Annotated in this window: 7 protein-coding genes; 6 read left to right on the top strand and 1 reads right to left on the bottom strand. The window is 40.2% G+C overall.

Annotated elements, in window-relative coordinates:
* Window positions 1-110 precede the first annotated feature (110 nt).
* Genes ML462_RS00895 through apaG form a run of 3 tightly spaced genes read left to right on the top strand, consistent with a single transcriptional unit; the run spans window position 111 to window position 2,884 of the window.
* A complete protein-coding gene (locus tag ML462_RS00895) occupies window positions 111-1,364 on the top strand; it encodes a type IX secretion system plug protein (protein ID WP_240711847.1) in 1,254 nt (417 codons plus the stop codon).
* Between the two features lie 12 nt (window positions 1,365-1,376).
* On the top strand, window positions 1,377-2,495 hold the full coding sequence (locus ML462_RS00900; RefSeq protein ID WP_240711848.1) for a DUF3667 domain-containing protein: 1,119 nt from the start codon (window positions 1,377-1,379) through the stop codon (window positions 2,493-2,495).
* 2 nt (window positions 2,496-2,497) lie between these two features.
* Window positions 2,498-2,884, top strand: a complete 387-nt coding sequence (gene apaG, locus ML462_RS00905) for a Co2+/Mg2+ efflux protein ApaG (protein WP_240711849.1) — start codon at window positions 2,498-2,500, stop codon at window positions 2,882-2,884.
* Here apaG and ML462_RS00910 read toward each other — a convergent pair.
* On the bottom strand, window positions 2,869-3,588 hold the full coding sequence (locus ML462_RS00910; protein WP_240711850.1) for an NRDE family protein: 720 nt from the start codon (window positions 3,586-3,588) through the stop codon (window positions 2,869-2,871). The two genes, apaG and ML462_RS00910, sit on opposite strands and share 16 nt — an antisense overlap.
* A gap of 139 nt (window positions 3,589-3,727) precedes the next feature.
* On the opposite strand from ML462_RS00910, the gene pruA reads away from it, so the two are divergent.
* The 3 genes from pruA (at window position 3,728) to ML462_RS00925 (ending at window position 22,940) form a co-directional block, all read left to right on the top strand.
* The gene (gene pruA / locus ML462_RS00915) at window positions 3,728-5,371 is read left to right on the top strand and encodes an L-glutamate gamma-semialdehyde dehydrogenase (protein ID WP_240711851.1); all 1,644 of its coding nucleotides are present in this window, start codon (window positions 3,728-3,730) and stop codon (window positions 5,369-5,371) included.
* A gap of 287 nt (window positions 5,372-5,658) precedes the next feature.
* Window positions 5,659-15,765, top strand: coding sequence for an Ig-like domain-containing protein (locus ML462_RS00920; RefSeq protein ID WP_240711852.1), 10,107 nt, complete (start codon window positions 5,659-5,661; stop codon window positions 15,763-15,765).
* 152 nt (window positions 15,766-15,917) lie between these two features.
* Window positions 15,918-22,940 carry a LamG-like jellyroll fold domain-containing protein gene (locus ML462_RS00925; RefSeq protein WP_240711853.1) on the top strand — a complete coding sequence of 2,341 codons (7,023 nt, stop codon included), beginning with the start codon at window positions 15,918-15,920 and terminating at the stop codon, window positions 22,938-22,940.

The raw sequence follows: 22,940 nt of genomic DNA on the forward strand, positions 1-22,940 counted from the left end.
ATTTTCACTCCATTTATCCCAAGAAATAATAGAATTTTACTTTCATCAACTGTTAAAATAAATTGACCTAAAACGCTATTTTCTTTTAACTTTGTCTATTATCATATTTTATGAAAGGCTTATTACTATTTCTATTCCTGGGAGGAATTGGTTTCTCGGCCTTAGGCCAGCACGCAAAAGAAATGACCCCTCCCGCTTTTATCAAAACGATTATTTTTCAGGGTGAATCTAATGAGAATTATGGTAATCCCGTAGTAAGACTTGGCGGAACTTTAAATTTAAGTTTCGACGATATTATTGGTGATGAAGCCGACTATTATTACACCATAGAACATTTTAATTTCGACTGGACACCGAGCCAATTGAGTAAAAATGAATATTTGGATGGCTTTGACAATGTGAGGATTCTCAATTTCACTAATGCCCTCAACACCATTCAACCCTACACTCATTACGAACTCAGCATTCCAAATAAGAACGTTAAGCGATTAAAGGTTTCAGGGAATTATATTTTAAGCGTTTTCAATTCAAACCGTGAATTGGTGTTCTCAAGAAAGTTCATGGTTTACGAACCACTTACTCAGGTTGCTGCTGAAATTAAAAGATCCAGGGACCTGAATTTTATTGACGAAAAGCAGATCGTGAATTTCAGCATAAACTCACCAGATCTTTTACTGAAGAATCCGGCGCAAAATGTGATGGTGAGTCTCATCCAGAATTATAATTATAAGCTGGCTATAAACAACCTGGAACCTCAATACACAATTGGAAATGAACTTATTTATAGGTATGACGCCGAATCTTCTTTCTGGGGAGGCAATGAATTTCTCCAATTCGATAATAGGGAGTTGAGGGTTTCTACTGCAGATATAGCAAGCGTGGAACTGGAAGATCTTTATCATCATTACCTGTTTTTGGATTTCAACCGTAATAATGAGCCTTATACATATAATCCAGATATAAATGGCGGATTCGTAGTGAGAAACCTCCAGGCTCAAAATTCAAATATTGAGGCAGAATATGTCTGGGTTCATTTCCGTTTGAAGAATTACGAGAACATAGGAAAATCAGAATTTCACATTTATGGCGGCTTCAATAATTTTGAACTCGACGAAAGTACACTTCTTAAATATAACCGGGAAACGGGTTATTATGAAGGCGCCAGGTTATTTAAGCAAGGATATTACAATTATAAATATGTGCTTCTAAACCAGGATGGCAGTATTGATGATGGTTTTAATAGTGGAAACTTTGATGAGACAGAGAATATATACAGCATCCTGGTCTATTACAGTCCGCCAGGTGCGAGATTTGACAGGATGATTGGTGTTGGCTATGCAAATTCTGAGAATATTCGAAACTAATATTCCTCCGCCATGCTGGAAAAATATAATACGAAAGACGCACTTTATAAGTACCGGGGAAAAACCTGTTTAAATTGTTATCTCCCCCTGGAAAAGAGCGACCATTTCTGTCCCAATTGCGGACAAAAGAACACCACTAAAAAATTAAGTTTTGGTGATTTTTTTGTTGAATTCTTCTCAGGCCTATTTAATTATGATTCCAGGTTCCAAAGAACTTTAAGGGTTCTTCTTTTCAAACCCGGAAAGATCTCTAAAGATTTTATCAACGGTAAGAGAATGCGATATGCGAATCCTTTCCGCTTTTACCTGAGTGCCTCAATTATATTTTTCCTTATCGCGGGACTTTCAAATCGATTTGAAGGAGTGAATTTTGCAGAACAGGAGCAAGGTTTTGAGAATCAGGTAAATAAAATAGGACAGGACAGTATTTTAAAATCTGAATTAAAAGAAATCCCAGCTATAAAAGAGAATAACATTCCGGTGGATTCAATTTTTCAGAATGTAACCCGGGGAAAAGATACCGTAAAAGAAACCTACCAGGACATATATTTCACACAGGCACAAATGGACACAATGAGTTTTCCGGAAAGAACCGGTAAAAAACTCACCATTTTCTACAGGTATTACAAGGAAAATAAGAACCCGATTGCGGAAGAAGTCCTTAAAGACCTGAACTATGAAAATACAGCCTGGAACCAGTGGTTATATAGGAAAGCTGTAAAATTTGACCTATTCTACAATAACCCCAAGCTCTTTGCAGATTATTTTACCAATAAACTGCCTTTTATAATATTCTTCTACCTACCAATTTTCGCCCTTTTCATATGGCTAATTTATATAAGGAGACCGTTTAATTATATGGAGCATCTCATCTTTGCCTTCCATGTTCAAACCACCCTGTTCGTTCTCTACATTATTGGTTATTCTGTAGATTATTTACTTCAATCAGATTGGGGGTTCACCCTTGCTAATACGGTTTTTGTTTTCTATTTGTATAAGTCCATGAGGAACTTTTACGAACAGGGCCGTGTTAAAACGATTTTAAAGTTCATAATTCTAAACTTTATATTTTTTACTTTAGCAACTATAGCAACAATTATAGCGGTAATTGTTTCTTTTTCAATTTATTAGAAATGACACATCAGGTCACTAAAGGCATAAAAATTTCTGTCGATACACATTTCGAAGGGATGTTCTACAAGAACTATAAGATGCATTTTGCCTTTGGTTATCAGATTACCATAGAGAATCGTAGTAACGACCCTGTTCAATTAAAATCTAGGTTCTGGCAGATTCATGATTCACTTAATGATATAGAAACCGTTTCGGGAGAAGGTGTGATTGGCAAAAAGCCAGTAATACAACCAGGAGATAGTCATAGTTACCAAAGTGGATGTTTACTTACCGGACCTTTCGGTGCCATGCACGGGCATTATAATATGGTGAACCTTACTAGCAAAGGGAAATTCAAGGTAAGAATACCATCCTTTAAACTTAATGCTCCTTACGCGTTGAACTGAAAATACTCTTTAAAAGTTTCCTTTGTTTCCAAATCTTTGTATTCGAACTCCAGTTCTTTTTTTGAATTGAAAACCTGGCTAACGCTTCGTGTTTTTAAAAAGCCCCTGTCTATGATTAGGTCGTATTCCTTGTTCCCTACTCCAGCATTAAGATGAAAGTTTAATAGGGAATCTGGGGAGAAACCTTTAGATTCCTTGAGATCTTTGAACCATTCTACTCTTGAGGTTTTCATTTTTTCAGAATATAAAGGAGAAGACGACCAGATATGCTCTTTTAGGGGCAGCTTGGTTACCTGCCTGTTCTCACCATCCCAAAGCAGCTCATAAAAGATCAAACCATTAGACCAGTCCACAATAACCATGGTAAAAGGCTCAATCCCATCCAGCTCATATTTCTTGAGAGAATTTTTCAATTTTTTCTCGCTAAGAAAATCGAGAACCACCACACCCCTGCTTTTCCTGTAATCTGGCTTTCTCACATGAGGCTTCCTGGCACCGTTCATCAGGCAAACACATCTCAAATGCTCGCTAACACCAATCCAGGTGCCACCGGCCTTTGCGTCCTTTGGAAAATATAATTTAGTTTCAGCGTAGATCTCAGACCTTGGCGGAAGTGTTTTTCTGCTTACAGCCTCATCACGGTTTGAGGTAAGAATAAAACCGTTCATCGAATCTGGATGCGGAACTAAAGTAATCGTACACATGGGTGAATTTCAAAATTTTAAGGAAAATTACAAAAAAAGTTAAGCTTTCGTGAAGGGTCCTTTCTCCTACCTGAAAATCGCTTTATTTTTTTACCTTTAGCGCAATTAAAATACAATCGAAAAAAGCAAAAATATAATTATGGGAAAAGGATTTTTTCACGTTCCTTTAGCAGTTAACGAACCAGTTAAAAGTTATGCTCCAGGAACCCCAGAAAGAGAAGAAGTATTACTTACTTACAAGGATCTATGGAACGCAAATACTGAAGTTCCTCTTTATATAGGATCTGAAGAAGTCAAAACAGGAGATACCAGGACAATTAATCCTCCACATGATCATAAACACGTGGTTGGAACTTATCATATTGCCAAGAAAAAGCATGTTGAAAAGGCCATTGAAGAGGCTCTTGAAGCCAGAAAAAAATGGGCTAAATTGGAATGGGAACAACGTGCGGCTATTTTCTTAAAAGCTGCCGACCTTATCTCCGGACCATACAGACAGAAGATGAACGCTGCTACCATGATTGGGCAGTCCAAGAATATTTACCAGGCTGAAATTGATTCTGCAGCAGAAATTTGTGACTTCCTGCGCTTTAACGTAGAATTCATGTCTGAACTTTATAATGAGCAACCAATTTCTTCTGATGGTAACTGGAACCGTGTTGAGTACAGACCACTTGAAGGATTTGTATATGCCATAACTCCTTTCAACTTTACCGCGATCGCCGGAAACCTGCCATCTAGTGCAGCTCTTATGGGGAACGTTGCTGTTTGGAAGCCAAGTGACAGCCAGATGCTATCAGCACAGGTGATCATGGAAGTGTTTAAGGAAGCTGGACTTCCAGACGGCGTAATTAATATGGTAAATGGTGATCCAGAAATGGTGACTGATACCGTATTAGCAAGTCCTGATTTCGCGGGAATTCACTTTACCGGAAGCACTAATGTATTTAAAGGTATCTGGGCGAAAATTGGTAATAATATTAATAAATACAAAAGCTACCCAAGAATCGTTGGGGAAACAGGAGGTAAAGACTTTATCCTTGCGCATCCAACGGCGAATCCAAAACAGGTTGCTACGGCCATCTCAAGAGGAGCATTTGAATACCAGGGACAAAAATGTAGTGCAGCTTCCAGGGTATACCTCCCAAAAAGTCTTTGGCCACAGATCAAGGATTACGTAGTAGAAGATGTAGAGTCTTTCAAAATGGGATCTCCCGAAGATATGACCAATTTCATTAACGCAGTTATTCATGAAGGTTCTTTTGATAAACTTGCAAGTTATATCGATAAGGCTAAAAAGGATAAAAATGCTGAAATAGTAGTTGGTGGTAATTATGATAAATCTAAAGGTTACTTTGTAGAACCAACGGTGATCCTGACTACAGATCCTCATTACACTACCATGGAAACCGAATTATTTGGTCCTGTGGTAACGATCTATGTTTATGACGATAAGAATTTTACCGAGAAGAAATGGGCAGACATCTGCGAAACTGTAGACAACACCAGTATTTACGCATTAACCGGAGCTATTTTATCCGGTGACCGTTATGCCGCGGCCCAGGCCACAGATTTACTTCAAAATGCTGCCGGTAATTTTTACATTAACGACAAGCCTACGGGAGCCGTTGTTGGTCAGCAACCTTTCGGAGGTGCCAGATCCAGTGGTACAAACGACAAAGCAGGATCTAAGATGAATCTTATGAGATGGGTCTCAGTAAGATTGATCAAGGAAACCTTTGTTCCCGCAACAGATTACAGATATCCTTTTATGGGAGAATAGACAGAATTCTTGGTAATTCTTAAAAGCCGCCTTATTTGGGCGGCTTTTTTTATTACACTGATTTAAAGCAGGTTATAAATACCAGATTTTTCACCTACTGATTTCATCGACTATTAACGTTTTTTAGCGAAAATTTAGGATAATTTAAATAATTTCAGTTAATTTTATTTACTATTTCGCTTACCCCCAGCAGTTTGCGAAGTGTTTTTATTGCTGCCCCACAGCGTTTTTTACCCCTTTTATCATATCCCTACTTTACTATTTATTGTAATTAAACCTTGATAACTATGGTTCAAAAATTACATGGGAAATTTTTATGGTTCTTATTTTTCCTCCCTGCACTAGTATGGGGGCAAGCTTGTCCTACGTCTGTCCCTATTTCAGCTAACCCAGGGAATAATGTTTGTGATGGGACTGAAGTTACTTTTACGGCAACCTCTAGTGGCGGAACAGGAACTTTATCTTACCAATGGCAAATTAACAGTGCAAACCAGGGAAGTGCCAGTTCTTCAAATACTTTTACGCCTTCCAGCTTAAGCAACGGGGATAAAATTAGAGTAATCGTCACTTCTTCAGATGATGCCAGTTGTTCTAGGAGCAGCAGTCAGATTACGATGACTATTAATTCACTTAAAACTCCAACCGTAAATATAAGCTCCTCTCCTTCTACTAAATGTGTAGGTGAGAATGTAACTTTTACTGCGGCTAATACTAATGCAGGTTCTAATCCTACCTATTCCTGGTTTGTCAATGGCAATGCTACCGCTGCACAAACTTCTTCGTCGAACACATTTTCAACTTCCGGTCTGCCAGTTGGAGCCAATAGTATTCGGGTAGTTCTAAGCAGTAGCCTAACTTGTGTTACATCAGCAACTGCCGAAAATACAGCCAATATAACGATAACTGATAATGCAAGTATCAATACTCCTGGAAATAAAGACCAGGCTAATGTTTGCATCAGTACACCAATAGATCCAATTGTTTTTAATATTGGAGGTAGTGGAAATGGAGCTAGCGTTGTAGGGCTTCCTCCGGGAGTTAGCGGAAATTATAGCAGTGGAAATTTCACCATAAGCGGTTCTCCTTCTACAACTGGAACCTTTAACTATACCGTCACCACCAGTGGATCTTGTGAATCTGTTGCTGAAACTGGCTCCATCACAGTACTGAACAATGCAACGATCAGTCTCTCTTCCTCTAATAATGTGCAGGAAGTTTGTCAGGATGAAGCTATTCAGGCTATAAACTATAATATTGGTGAAACCGGAACAGGAGCTAATGTTACCGGCCTACCTGCTGGAATTTCAGGAAATTTCTCTGGCGGAGTTTTTACTATTTCCGGATCGAGTTCAGTTACAGGAACCCATAATTACAGCATTACCGCCACCGGAACCTGTGGAGATTCCAATACTCTTAACGGTTCTATTTCGATCAACGAAAACCTGGAGCCTTCGGTTAGCATTACCTCATCTGATGCTGATAGTACTATATGTGCTGGTACTGAGGTTACTTTTACGGCCAATGCCACGAATGGAGGAAGTTCTCCTTCGTATCAATGGCAAATCAACGGTGCAAACGCGGGCACGAACAATTCATCCTTTACTACCAGTTCATTATCCGATGGCGATACGGTTACCGTTATTCTAACTTCTGATGAAACCTGTGTAACTCAGTCAACGGTAACCAGTAACACAATTGCGTTTACCGTAAATCCTAATTTGACTCCGAGTGTAACAATCACAGCCAGTGACAGTGATATTTGTACAGGAGACACTGTAGATTTCAGTATAGATTTTATAGAAAACCAAGGAACGAATCCAACATATCAATGGAAACTGGATGGTGCCAATGTAGGAGGTAATAGTGACACCTTCTCTACATCAAATCTTACAGATGGCCAGGTCGTATCACTGGTAATTACATCCAGTGAAACCTGCTTGGCAACAGCTACCGCAACAAGTAATGAAGTTGTTACTATTGTTAACCCAAATTTAACTCCTGAAATTACCATAGTTTCCAACGATGCAGATAATATTATTTGTTCCGGATCTAACATAACTTTCAATGCCACTCCAGTTTATGGAGGGTCAAACCCATCCTATCAATGGTATGTAGATGGGAGTCCAGTAGGATCTGGAGGAGCTTCATTTAACACCGCAGGTTTAACTGATGGCCAAACTGTAAAGGTCTTAATGACTTCTGATGAGGAATGTCTTGCTTTAAATACAGCTGAAAGTAATGAAATTACTGTTCAGGTAGATAATTCGATAACCGGTATTACCCCCGCTTTCGACACTACGAATCCAGCTCATAATAGCACTGCAATTTGCCCGGTAACAGAGGTTGTTTATAAAGTAAATCCAATTCCCGGTGCTAGGTCTTATAATTGGACTTATCCATCTGGATGGACTGTTGTTTCCCAAAACGGTAATTTAATCACTCTTAAAGCAGGGACCAATGCTCAAAGTGGAAATATTTCAGTTACCGCTGTTAATAATTGCGGTAACTCTGCTACTCTTACTGAAAGCGTTAGCACTGGTACCGTTGTTTTAGTGGATGCAGGACCAGATCAAAATGTTTGTATTGGAACCAATCAAGTCAATTTAGCCGGGCAAATTGGTGGAGTAATTACAAAATCTAAAGATTGGAGCTGGAGTGCTAGTGTTTCTGGAGGATCATTTTCAAATGGTGGTAATAACCTAACCGGAACTTATTCTCTGCCTAATTCCATTAGAAACAACGGAGGAACGGTAACCATAACCATAACTTCAATAGACCCAAGTGGACCATGTGGACCCAAAACTGATTCTATGGTGTTAACAGTGGTAAAAAATGCCACGATTTCAAACCCATCCAATAAAAATCAATCCGTCTGTGTCGATAATTCAATAACTAACATAGACTTCAATATCACCGATGCCGGGACCGGAGCTACTGTTTCTGGGCTACCCGCAGGAGTAAACGGATCTTTCAATGCCGGAATTTTCACTGTTTCAGGCACCCCTACGGAAGCAGGCGTCTTTAATTATACGGTGAATACTACAGGTAATTGTACAGGTCAACAAACTTCACAAAGTGGAACTATTACGGTTTCTCCAGATCATACGATCAGTGATCCTGCCAACAAAGTTCAGGAAATTTGTATTAATACAGCCATTGAGAATATTCTGTTTACAACGAATGAATCGGTCACAGATGCAAGCGTTTCAGGACTTCCAGCCGGGCTTTCCGGTGTTTTCGCTTCCGGAACTTATACCATTAACGGAACCGCAACAGAAGCGGGAACTTTCGATTATACAGTGACCACCATTGGAAATTGTAATTCCACTTCACAAACGGGAACAATTACAGTAAAACCAGACCCAACTATAGATACTCCGGTCAATGTGGACCAGGAAGTTTGTATCAATGCAGCAATCGACAATATTCAGTTCAACATTTCTGAACCTGCTACCGGAGCTAACGTAACCGGCTTACCAGCAGGCTTAACCGGGAACTTTAACAACGGGGTATATACAATCTCAGGTTCTCCATCTGAAGATGGTGAATTTATTTACGAAGTGGTTACCACAGGTGGATGTGAGCAGGTTAGCTCAGGAGGAACTATAACCGTAATACCAGACCCAACAGCCACCATAGTATATCCGGGAAGTATTTGTACTTCGATAACTGGTAGTGTAAATGTTACCCTGGATGGTACTGGAGACTATCAGGGCGGAACTTTTTCAGCAACTCCGAATGGTCTTACCATAAGCCCGAGTTCGGGAGCGATCACTCCTGGGTCTAGCACACCAGGTGAATATACTATTACTTATACCGGTCCAGACATCTGTGAACCGGCTATAGCAACTGCTGAAGTAACTATAAATGCAGTACCTTACGCAGAACTATCCTATGAAGATCCATTCTGCACATCAGATGAGAACCTTCAAAACCCTATATTTACTAATGGGGTTGGTGATTATGAAAATGGTGTATTTTCTTCTTCCGAACCAGGAGGACTTGAGTTAGATCCTGTTAACGGAATCATTTACGCCAAAACCAGCAGCCCTGGAACCTATGATGTTTTCTACACCATAGCAGCAGATCCCGATGGAACAGGATGCGGTGAGGTTATATTACAAACTGAAGTAGTAATAACTCAAAGTCCGCAGGTAATTATCTCCTATCCAGAAACCATTTGCTCTACAGAAACTGTTGGAGTAACAATTAATGGAGAAGCTGGAAACTGGGAAAACGGTACATTTTCTGGAACTAATGGATTGGCTATAGACTCTGATGGAAATATAGATGCAACTTCGAGTTCGCCAGGCCCTCATACTATAACTTACACCATAGAATCTGCTTCCGGCTGCGAAGAGGTAATTTCAACGGCCGATATTATTATAAAAGAAACCCCTGTGATTACAACAAATCCGGTAAATACGGGCACCTGCTCAAACAGTCCGGCAGAATTTGAGGTGATCGCAACCGGGGATGATCTTAATTACCAATGGTATAAAATTGTGGGAGGAACTCCAGAGGCGATCCCTGGAGAAGATGAAGCCGTTTTATATTTCTCAAACGCAACGTCAGTAGATGCAGCAGAATATTATGTAGTAGTTTCTGGGGATGACGCCTGTACTGAAGCTACATCGGAAACGGTTACCCTGAATGTAGACGAAGATATCGTAATTACTGAACCTACAGAAGATATTACAATTTGTGAAGATGAGGAAGAGGAAATAACTTTTGTATTTATGGGGTATGCCAATGGTGCCCCACTAACCTTCGATTGGATTAAGGATGGTGAGATTGTTACGGAAATCCCTGGTAAAATAGATATAGATGTTTCAGGCCCTTCAGGTACGAATGGAGAATACACTGGAACGCTTACTATAATAGACCCACAACCCGGAGATGATGGTGATTCCGGGGTTTACTGGGTTTCTGTAGACGGCCCTGATTATTTCACCTGTCCGGAAGCGACTTCAAAAACTTTCACTTTTAGGGTGGAACCCAGACCAGAACCTCCCACAGTAACCAGTAATCAATACTGTTTAAATGAGGATGCCGGAAATCTTACAGCTGATGGAGAAGCAGGTAACGAGATCAAGTGGTATACCTATGATTCTTCAACATCAGAGTACTCCTATATTGGTGATAATATTGAAATTGACACCGATTCACCAGCTGTATTTGAATATTATGCTACTCAAACCAGGGCAAATGGTTGTGAAAGTGATTATTCTGAAATGATGACCATCACCATTCTGGATACTCCAGATCCTGTTTCAGATACTACCCTGGAATTTGAATTCTGCAAGGATGAAGAGGTAACAGAAGCACTTTCGGTTACGCCTGCTGATGGAGCTACTTTAAACTGGTACGATTCGATAGATTCTGATACAGCCTTAGGTTCAGCACCTGTGCCTGAAACTTCCAGTGTTGGGAATACCACTTATTATGTAAGTCAGACGTTTTCTTCTACCGGTTGTGAAAGTGACAGAACTGCGGTAGATATAAATATTAAGCCATTGCCTAATGTGGATGTTCAAATTTCGGGAGATGCGAGCACTATCTGCCTGGGTAGCACTGTTACCCTGAATGCATCAGGTGCAGACAGCTATACCTGGATGCAGGGAGAAATGGAATTATACTCGGGCACTGATTCCAGTTATGATATTACTCCTACCGAAATTGGAGAAAACATTTACACCATTATCGGAGAGATAAATGGCTGTACAAATACTTATAATATTACCATAAATGTTGATGATACTTCAGTCGCCGGGCTACTTACACCAGATTCAGACAGAGTTTGTATCTCAGAGGGGGAGGTAAGTATCACTTTAGAAAGCAGAACCGGAGCTATAACCAAATGGGAATATAACAACTCAACTACCGGAGGAATTTGGGTAGAAACAGAAGATGTTGATCTAAACGACACCAGGACCTTCTCTGGTTTAACTGAATCCACTTCATATAGGGTTACAGTTAAAAATGGTGTTTGCGATGAAGTCACTGCCGAAACCACTATAACTGTAGACCAGTTACCTGAAGGTGGAAAAGCCCTTTGGGCCAAAAACAACGACAGATTATTCCTTACCTGTCAAAACCCGGTTCCTGGATTTGCCAGCAGGCTAAATCTTAGTGGATATACTGGTGAGATTATTCGCTGGGAATATCGAGGTGCTTCAGACACCTCTTGGCAAACAATTAACGGCACTACAGCTTATCTTACACCTGAAGAAATTGAAAGCGTGATTACCGATGAATCTACCGCTTTCAGGGCACTCATTGCTAACAATTCTTGTGATAGTGGTATTTATTCAGAAACTGCCATCGTAAGTGTAATCGTGGCAGATATTAAACCTGCTCCGGTAGAAGTTGATAAAGATGTGATTTGTATTGGCGACCAGATAACCCTTAGTTCAGAAACCGGATATAGCGCAGAAGGCGGAAAATTCGATGGCGGAGCTTTTGATAACGCCGGTATAAAAAATCATGGTTGGGATTTCACAAATCCTGATGGAAGTAAAAATGATTTTGATTCAGCAGCTAATAATGGTAGGGCAGATCACTGGTTGAGAATGAACCCTCATGGCAATAATCCGAATCCTAATGAAAAAGTTTATACCGCTCACCTATTTCCAATAGCTGATCAATCTCCAACTAATGGATATAGGGTTAACTTCAGAACTTTCTCAACAAATGCAGGAAATAAAGGATTTGCCCTGGTTACCGGTGATAACAGTTCCCTTATGGAAACCCCGGTATTCTCGCTTGGTGGCCTGGATGAAGCTATTCTAACCTGGGACCAGGCGTACAACCTTACTGAAGGTGCTAGGATACAGGTTGAAATTTCTACTAATGGAGGTGGAACCTATGATCATGTGGTGTTTGATACTATTGGAACCGCTACAAGTGGCAATTATGATAATTTTGGAGATGGCACACCCGCCACCAGACCGTTGAACAAAATGGTAGTTGACCTCGGTGACTTCCTTGGAATGTCCAATCTTAGAATTAGATTCAATTATGTAGGAACCATTGATGGAGATGTTTGGGCAGTAGACAACATCGAAGTTCCTGAAGGTCCGCAGGACATCTTATTACAATGGTATTATGATGATGACCTGAACGACCCGGAAAACTACCTTGAGCCCATTGGGGAAGTGAATCAAGGAACAGTCACCTTTGAACCAAGAAAAATTGGCTGGAACGATTTTGAAGTTCAAACCAGAATCATCCTCGATAGTAACGGAGATCAATGCCAGAGTATTGATAATTTTGAAACTATAAGAGTTTGGGCGTTTGACAGGTATACAACCGAAGTTACAGCTGAAGTAGGAGCTTGTGGTAGCCTAACAGTTTCTCTAAACGCTACAGTGACTGCAGATTTCCAGGCAACCACAATCACCGAATATCCTACCCTTGATGGCTATGTAGGTAGCTGGCAGGTAGAAGACCTTGATGGAAATGTTGTTACCACAGGCTTCGAAATGACCAATCTTGATCCAGATAGCACTTTGGATCCCATGGAAGATCCTCAGGCTATTTTTACTGCAGAAAGCTTAGGAGAATATAATTTTAAGTGGATCCTTACCCCTACTGCGGTAGATGAAAATGATAATTTGATCGACAACTCTGGTTGTCCTCCAATTGAGAATCCAAATAATGTTACGTTGATAGATTGTACTACTCTGGATTTTGATGGAGATGACGATTATATAGATCTGGGCAATAATTATAATGGTAATTATTTCATCGAGGCATGGATAAGACCGTTTGACAGGCCTATTGATGGTGGAGGAACTACCGATGCTAATACAGGAGTTATTTTCAGTAGTTCAGGATTTGAAATTAGCATGGACAACCTTGCCTCGAAAATCACTAAAAATGATAGATGGTATCATATTGCAGTTGCAAATAATGGACAACTTTGGGTGGACGGCATTCCCTCTGGCTCAATAAGCACCAATGGATCAGGCATAAATAATACAAGTATTGGAGCCAGGTATAACGCAAATACCAAGACCACTTCAAATCATTTTTCAGGATGGATCGACGAATTAAGGATCTGGAACGGAAATAATCCACCAGACCTTAAGGAGTTACGCTTTATGATGAATCAACGTATTAAACTAAACGATGCGGCAACAGCTGGTTCTTTAATTGAAGGGGAAGTGGTGCCTAATTTGGAAATGCAAGATGGTATAAGCAGTTATTATACAGATGGCACTCATAACCTGGACCAGGACGGAGACCAATTCTACAATCAAACCTGGGGTGACCTTGCAGGTTACTATAGGCTGGTCTCTGATGATCCAGATCCGGCAGGTTTAACCGAATGCGCAACCTTTGCTGATAACTTAAAACCTCTTGGTGGTTATACTCCAGATCATTCGATAAACGCAGTTCCGGGAAGGCTAGTGAATATTACAACCAACCAGGAAAACACTTCCCCTACGCCATATTGCTCAGGAGCAGATGCTACCTGGGCTAACAAAAATACGTGGGCACGTCCAACAGTATGGGATTACCCGAATAGTACTTATGACGGAACTGCAATAGAATGGAATATTGCCCGTGTAAATCATAATATTACCTCTGGCGACAAAGATATCACCATGCTGGGACTGCTTTCTGAAACGGCTGGAAAGGAATTGAGTATAATTCCAGACCATTTTATCAGGATCTCGCATTATCTTTTACTGGATGGCAATATGGATCTCGAGGGAGAATCCCAATTATTGCAGGATCACGGAAGTTTACTGGATAATTCCAGTGGTGGTTGGGCTCAGGCAAATCAAAAAGGTAGGATGAGTAGTTATAATTACAACTACTGGACTAGTCCTTTCACCAATCAGGGTGCAAATAATAACTCCGGGTTTAAACTGAATGAAGTTTTATATGATGGGGATAAAGAAAAGGATCCTGATAAAGTGAATTTCCAAAATGGATATTTCGTAGCTGATAAACCTAAAACTTCACCTATTACCATAAGTAATGAATGGATCTGGGATTTCAGGGGTGGTGATGCCGATATTTATGGTGATTGGTTATTCCTAGGATCAGATTACCCGGAAATTGTAGGAGCCGGTTATTCAATGAAAGGTACAGATGGAACGGTAGCACCAAATGCAATGCATCAGAAATATACCTTCCAGGGAAAACCTAATAATGGTAATATTCCTACCACAGAATTATACCTTCAGAATAATCAAAATTTCTTAGTAGGGAATCCATATCCATCAGCAATTGATGCAATTACCTTCTTAAAGGAGAATCTGGTAAATGTTGGAACCGGGTCTGGAAACAATGAAAATGGTGAAAATGTTTTCAATGGTACGCTATATTATTGGGATCATTTCTCTGGAAGTACCCATATTCTTGAAGATTATATTGGTGGCTATGCCACATATACTTTAGCAGGAAATGCACCTGCTATTGCCAATGACTGGAGAATTAGCGCTGGAGCTAACCCGTTAAACAAGCTACCAAAACAATACATACCAGTGGCACAGGGCTTCTTTTTAAATAGTGCTCCCGTTGGATCCCAAACCTTTGGTGGTGAAATCATTTTCAAGAATACACAAAGAGCTTTTGTTATGGAAACTGAAGCAACATCAGAATTTCTACAACAGGAAGACGAGATCGTAAAAGGTCAAATCAATAAAACTGGTGAGGATGACAGGATGAAGATCCGCGTAAAATTTGAATCTCCGAAAGGATATCACCGTCAGATCCTGGTAACCAGGGATGAGAATACATCTAATGGCTTCGATATTGGCTATGATGCACCACTTATTGAGAATAATATGGAGGATATGTACTGGTGGTTTGGCGATCACGGTTTCGTTATCCAGGGAGTTCCTGATTTTGAAAAGGATCAGATACTACCATTAGCCATCAAGACCAATGCCGGAGGAGAATTCAAAATAAAAATTGATGAAACCGAAAACTGGCCAGAGGGAAAAGAATTGTATTTAAAAGATAAGATTTCAGATTCTATACACGACATTCTAAAAGAAGACTATTTAGGTAACACTGAAGACGCAGGCGAAATTGTAGACAGGTTTGAACTTATTTTCTTCAAGGAACAGGCTGAAGATCCAATAGACGATCTGGATCCGGATGATATTCTAAATCCAGACCTTCCTGTAATTGACGGCCTTGTAGGAATAAGCTATAGTACATTTAGCAAACAGGTAATGATCAGCAATTTTGATCTTCTCGAGGTTGAAAGAGTTATGATCTTCGACATAGGTGGAAAACTGATCCAGGAATATGATGAATTGCCTACCGAGAAAGAGATTAGACTAGGTATGCGTCCAGTACGGTCGGGTATTTATATTGTTAAAGTATTCTCAGAAAATGGAATAAGCAATAAGAAGATCATTGTAAAATAGGATTCATTTGCTGCTTTCTAGAGACTAAAATTTCTTATCGGAATAGCTATTTTATTGAATAGAAGTCAGTTAAATAGTAATTTTTCAGCATTTTTTGCACCGTTTATCGATTTTATGTGTATTTTTACCGATGAAAATCTAGATCGGTGCCTATGCAAAACTCTACTTTTGGACCCCGAATCCAATATGTTAAGGCGTTTTTTATAATAATACTAACTTCCTTTCTTTGGACTGGGACTGACATATATGCTCAGGAAATTACCTTTATTTCTGAAGATCCAACCTGTTCAGACGCTTCAGATGGTTCTATAGACATCTCTGTTTCCGGAGGAACCACCCCTTACTCCTATTCATGGAGTGGGCCTAACGTAAATTCTGTTACGACTCAGGACATTAACAATCTTATTGTAGGAACATATACAATTACCGTGACCGATGCTTCTTCGTCGACTGCTCAAAAAACGATCACTCTTAACTACGATGATAATATTTCACCGACAGCGGTTGCTCGAAACCTTACTATCCAGCTGGATAATTCGGGACTGGCCTCTATAGCTCCATCTGACATTGATAACGGTTCAACAGATAATTGTGCTATAGATTTTCTAAGCCTGAATATTAGTGATTTTTCTTGTAACGATGTGGGTGCTAATAATGTCATTCTAACCGTAACCGATGTAAATAATAATACAGATACCGCTACAGCCACTGTAACCGTTGAGGATAACGTGAATCCTGTAGCCATAACGCAAGACATCACGGTTCAACTCGATAATTCAGGGAATGTAAGTATCGCAGAAGATGCAGTAAACAACGGGTCTACAGATGCTTGTGGAGGATTGACTTTTGATACCAATATTACCGATTTCGACTGTAACGATGTAGGACCAAACACCGTTACTCTTACCGTTACCGATGAAAATGGAAATACAGATACCGCTACAGCCACTGTAACCGTTGAAGATAATATTAACCCGGTGGCTATAACGCAAGATATCGTGGTTCAACTGGATAATTCAGGGAATGTAAGTATCGCCGAGGATGCAGTAAACAACGGTTCAACAGATGCCTGCGGAGGATTGACCTTTGATACCAATATTACCGATTTCGACTGTAATGATGTGGGACCAAACACCGTTACTCTTACCGTTACCGATGAAAATGGAAATACAGATGCTGCAACCGCTACAGTAACTGTTGAAGATAATATTAACCCGGTGGCCATACCGCAAGACATCACGGTTCAGCTGGATAATTCCGGGAATGTAAGTATCGCAGAAGATGCAGTAAACAACGGGTCTACAGATGCTTGTGGAGGATTGACTTTTGATACCAATATTACCGATTTCGACTGTAATGATGTAGGACCAAACACTGTTACTCTTACGGTAATTGATGAAAACGGAAATACAGATTCTGCAACCGCTATTGTAACGGTCGAGGATAATACAGCCCCTACTGTCATTACAAAAAATATAACCATTCAGTTGGATAGTTCCGGAAATGCAAGTATTACTGAAGATGCTGTTAATGATGGCTCTTCTGATATATGTGGAGGTTTAATCTATGATACTGATATTACAGAATTTGATTGTTCAGATGTTGGAGACAATACCGTGACTCTTACCATTATAGACGCAAATAATAATTCTGAAACATCAACTGCAATTGTAACCGTTGAGGATGATATTATTCCAGTTATTACAGCAGGAGGAACAATTACAGGAACCAACGACACCGGTTTATGTGAAGCAGGTATGAGTATTGCCCCAGCAACTGCTACCGATAATTGTAATATTGGCTCACCAATTGGAACCAGGGACGATGGGTTAAACCTAAATGATCCCTACCCCGTGGGGACAACAATTATTACCTGGAATGTTCAGGATGAAAATGGAAATGTAGCTGAAAGCGTAACTCAAACCGTAATTGTTGAGGATAATGAGGCGCCTGCTCTACCCGACCTGGAGGATATTACCTGGGGATGTGAATACACTGTGGAAACTCCGGTAGCCATAGATAATTGTGAAGGTGAAATTACTGGTGTGCCAGACAGATCTACTACCTTTAGTTCTTCAGGCACTATCATCTGGACCTTCACAGATTCCAAAGGAAATGAAAGTCAGGTGCAGCAAGAAATTACCATAGTTCCAATTGTTGCTGAAATCACCTTTGAAGATATTGAGTGTAATGGTTTCGATTCAGGGCAGGCAAGTGTTGAAGCTACCGGAGGAGTTGGAGTACTTCAGTATGAATGGGCTGGACTATCCGGATCTGGATCTACTCAGGACGACCTTGCCCCGGGAGATTATTCGGTTACGGTTACCGATGCCAATGGATGTTTTGAAACTCTTGACTTCAGCATAACCGAACCTGACGCACTGGAAATGACCGATCCATCCAGTACCCCTGCCACTTGTTTCGATGGCAGTGATGGAAGTATTACTGTTGGAAATATGAGCGGAGGAACACCTCCTTACCAATTTTCACTTGATAACGACATTTTTCAGTCAGAGCTAACTTTCGAAGATCTTGCAGCTGGAAATTACACCATTTTCGTAACGGATGCTAACGGTTGTGCTATGCAGAAAACTGTAAGCGTAAGCCAGCCAGAGCTCATGGGTGCAGATCTTAGTAAGACAAATGTTACCTGTTATGAGAATACGGACGGTACTATAACCGTTTCCAATCCTGAAGGAGGCTCCGGAAATTACAGGTACAGTCTGGATGGAACTTCCTGGCAGGATTCAAACGTCTTTTCAGATCTTGCGCACGGTTTTTATTCGGTTTACATCCAGGATACCAGCAATCCAGATTGCCAGATCATTATTAATGACAATTACGAAATTACAAGGCCTGAAAATCCATTAGAAGCAACTGTTACCACTACCAATACCACTGAATTTGGTACTCCTACCGGATCTGCAACAGCAAACCCTACAGGAGGAACAGCTGGTTACACTTACGAATGGAGAGCCTCCGGAGAAGCCACGGTAATAAAAAATACAAAAACGGCGAATGAACTACCGGCAGGGGATTACACGGTAACCATTACAGATTCAAAAGGTTGCTCCATTGAAAAAACAGTAACAATATTAGAAGTTCTATTTGCAGCTATCTCGCCTAAATCTATTTGTGAAGGGGATACTGATACTACCAGAACTTCATATTACACCGTAGATGGCGGAACAGCCCAGGGAGGAATTGGACCATATACCTATTCCTGGGATTTCGGAACAGGATCCACCCTCGCCCCTACTTCCACTACCGATGGTTCGGAAGAGTTTCGGGTAGATTATAATGATGAGGGTGTTAGAACTATCAGTTTAAAGGTAACTGATGAGGGTACAGGTAATTCCAAGACCTTCCAGATCGAGCAATATATAGGAACCTGTTTCAGAAATGATTGTGGGTCTAACGATATTGATGTAACCGACTTCTATATTGGTGATGAGAATGGAAATGAAATTGGTCCTTTGGACTGTACTTCTTTGGTAGATAAATATTTATACCTGAGTTTTGAGGGAGCTCCAACCAGGTATAGTTTGTATATAGAAGTAAAATATGTAAAACAAAATGTACTATTCGGTGGTAGCCCTGAAGCCTTACAAGGTGGAGGAAACTATTATTGTAAAGAAGCTATTCCAGATAAAGCACGTTTATTTAAAATTGATAACTGGAGTTGTGGTGAAGAAATCAAAGTTCAAAATGTCTACTTAACCTTTCAAAACAATATTAAGCGTGACTGTGGGTATAGCCAGAAACCAAAATGCTACGGTAATAATAGTGATACCCAGGTTAACACACCTCTTGTTGCGCTGGCAAAGCCAAATGAGATCTTATGTAATGGTGCTGAAACCGGTACCGTGAATGTGACCGCTGCCGGTGGGGCATTCCCATATGATTACTTTCTGGAGAATGTAGATACTGGTGCGCAATTTGGCTATCAATCTACCGGTACTTTTAGCAATCTACCAGCGGGAACTTATACTGCCACAGTAAGAGACTCTAAGAACACAACCTTTGAAACAGATCCGGTTACCATAGAACAACCAGATGAAACACTTTCAGTAGTTCCAACTATTACTACCGATATTGCCTGCTATGGAGGTTTTGCTGAAGTGAATGCAGCTGCAACAGGTGGAACCCCATTTACAGATGGTGATGGCAATCCTTACTATGAATATTTATGGAATGACCCGGAAGAACAAACAACCGCGACAGCTACAGATCTGCCTGCAGGAAATTATACGGTTACAGTAATAGATGCCAATGGATGCCAGGTGATTGCAGATGTAGAGATTACAGAACCTGAACAGCTAACAGTGGCAGAAACTGGGGATGATCAATCGTTTAGTTGTGGTTATAATTCTACCATTCTTGAAGCGAACACGCCGGAAACCGGAACCGGAACCTGGACAATAATTTCTGGTAATGGAGGTAACCTAACCGATCCGAATGATCCTAATACAGGCTTTACCGGATCTAACGATACTTATGTTTTGCGATGGACCATAGCCCACGCCGACGGCACCTGTGAAACCTATGACGAGCTTTCTGTCACCTTCGAAAATGAATGCAGCACTCTTGACTTCGATGGTTTGGACGATCATGTTCTACTGGATGATAATTACGGATTCAATTCCGGTTCTTTCAGTATTGAAGTTTGGGTAAAGCCAAAATCTGTGAATGGTATTAGAACCATTCTATCTAAACGAGATGTTTCCTCTCTTGGATCTGGTGGTTATGATCTTATTATCAATAATGGCGCACCGACTTTCAGATATGGAAACAGTTCAGTTTCTACTTCAAGTAAGGTTTCAACCGATAGATGGTATCATATTGCTGTCATCTACAGAAACGCGAAGGTCCTTCTTTTTGTAGATGGAATCCAGGTTGGAAATAAAAATACATCTAACCCTGCAAGTATTACGGCACCTGCAGTAATTGGAGCCATGTATGATTCAGGATCGCCTGATACACCTAAAAACTATTTCCATGGCTGGATTGAAGAACTTAGGATCTGGAATACTTCGCTTACAGACGAACAACTGCGTTATATGATGAACCAAAGGGTAGATTCCAACAATGGTTCAGTAAAGGGAGATGTCCTCCCTATGGATGTACCCGGAAATCTTCTTTGGTCAAATCTGCAAGGTTATTATCGAATGATGGCAGATGAAATAAATAATGGTGAAACACCAGATATTTCTTCAAGTCCACTTAATGGTTACCTCCGCAATATCGAAACCAGCCAGGAAAATACGGCTCCACTGCCCTATATTTCCAATGCAAACGGATCCTGGAGATCAAAAAATTCTTGGTTACGGCCATCGGTTTGGGATGTTCCTAATGCAAAAGGGATCAATAATGAATATATAAACTGGAATATTGTACGCACAAATCACGATCTCAATTCCGGTTCAGAAGATATCTACCTTCTAGGCCTACTTTCAGAATCAGGCGAAATAGAAATGACCGGAAACGTTAATATGACTAGCGGAAAGGGAAGTGGAAATGGTTTAACGATTACACATTATCTTAAACTAGATGGGGTTATAGACCTTAATGGTGAATCGCAGCTGGTTCAAATTGAAGGCAGTGAACTAGCCTCGCAAAGTTCAGGTTATATAGAAATTGATCAGCAAGGAACTGCAAATAGTTTTAATTATAACTACTGGACACCTCCAGTATCTTTAACAGGATCTACGAATAATTCCGGGTTCAAGATCGATGAGATTCTAATGGACGGAACAAACGCTACACCACAAGGAATTAATTTCAATTACCAGTTTCATTGGGCAGATGGAAATTATTCCGGAAACAAAAGAATTAGCACCTATTGGCTGTATGTTTTCCAAGGCACTGCAGATGACTATTTCCAGTGGCAACAGATCTCCGAAAGCGAGGTTATAGATCCTGGAATTGGCTATAGTATGAAAGGGACCCAGGGTTATGTTCCTGTTAGTAATAAACAGAATTATACCTTTAGAGGAAAACCTAATAATGGCAATATTTCTGTTTCGGTTGGACAGGATCAGAACCTGCTTACCGGTAATCCCTATCCATCTGCTATAGACGCTAATCTCTTTATTCAAGAAAATCTTTCAAATTTCAACGGAAGCATTTATTACTGGGATCATTTTGGACCAGAAAACTCTCATTATCTGGAAGAATATGTGGGTGGGTATGCGGTATATAACCTGTCTGGTGGTATTACCTCTGCTTCTTCTATAGATTCACGTATCAACGATAATAACGATAGAAGTAATAAAGATGCTCCCGGGAAATATATTCCTGTTGGCCAAGCCTTTTTTATTAATACAATTGGAGTATCAAACCCTCAAACGGTCACCTACAAGAATAAGTATAGAGCCTTTGTTCCAGAATCTACGGGAGATTCTCAATTCCATTCCCAGGAGGATCTCACTACAAAAAAGGGGGAAAACTCCAATGTTTATAAGAAAGACAGCAGGTTTAAAATCAGGCTGAAATTTGAATCCCCAAAAGGTTATCATAGGCAGATCCTTGCTACAGCAGATGGTAATAGCACCAACGGTTTCGACCTTGGTTATGATGCGCCGCTTATCGAGAATAATCTTGAAGATATGTACTGGCTTATCGATGAGACTGAATTTGTAATTCAGGCCGTTCCGAATTTCAACCTTGACCAGGTATTACCGTTCGGCATAAAGGTTTCTGAACCGGGAGAATATAAGATCAAGATCGATAAACTGGAAAACATATATCCTGAATTCAATGTTTATCTATTTGATAAAAAGACTGAAGAATATTTCAATATTGCCAAGGAAGATTATACAACGGAAACTGAAGAAACAGGCTTTATTAATGACAGATATCAACTAGTATTCAAAAAGCCCCAGGTTGAAAAACCGGAAGACAAAATTGAAGAACTTCTTCCAGAAGATACTATTCTTGGATTACAGTACCTAAAGGATTCTGATGAGATCTCCCTTCTAAATCCAGACCTCATGAAACTGGATTTTGTGGAGCTTTACAGTATTTCAGGACAGAAGATCAAGACCTTCACCGATGTCCCAAATAAAGAAAAGATCTTTTTAAGAATAGAGCGTAAATTGAGTTCGGCAGTTTATATAGTTAAAGTTTATTCAGGTAGCAGATCTTACTCTAAAAAGATAATAATCACAAAATAG

It is taken from the genome of Christiangramia lutea (assembly GCF_022489035.1).
Classification (GTDB): Bacteria; Bacteroidota; Bacteroidia; order Flavobacteriales; family Flavobacteriaceae; genus Christiangramia; species Christiangramia lutea.

Coding starts and splice junctions, on each gene's coding strand:
- ML462_RS00910 (WP_240711850.1), bottom strand. CDS start 3,588: ATGTGTACGATTACTTTAGTTCCGCATCCAGATTCGATGAACGGTTTT.
- ML462_RS00895 (WP_240711847.1), top strand. CDS start 111: ATGAAAGGCTTATTACTATTTCTATTCCTGGGAGGAATTGGTTTCTCG.
- ML462_RS00920 (WP_240711852.1), top strand. CDS start 5,659: ATGGTTCAAAAATTACATGGGAAATTTTTATGGTTCTTATTTTTCCTC.
- pruA (WP_240711851.1), top strand. CDS start 3,728: ATGGGAAAAGGATTTTTTCACGTTCCTTTAGCAGTTAACGAACCAGTT.
- ML462_RS00925 (WP_240711853.1), top strand. CDS start 15,918: ATGCAAAACTCTACTTTTGGACCCCGAATCCAATATGTTAAGGCGTTT.
- apaG (WP_240711849.1), top strand. CDS start 2,498: ATGACACATCAGGTCACTAAAGGCATAAAAATTTCTGTCGATACACAT.
- ML462_RS00900 (WP_240711848.1), top strand. CDS start 1,377: ATGCTGGAAAAATATAATACGAAAGACGCACTTTATAAGTACCGGGGA.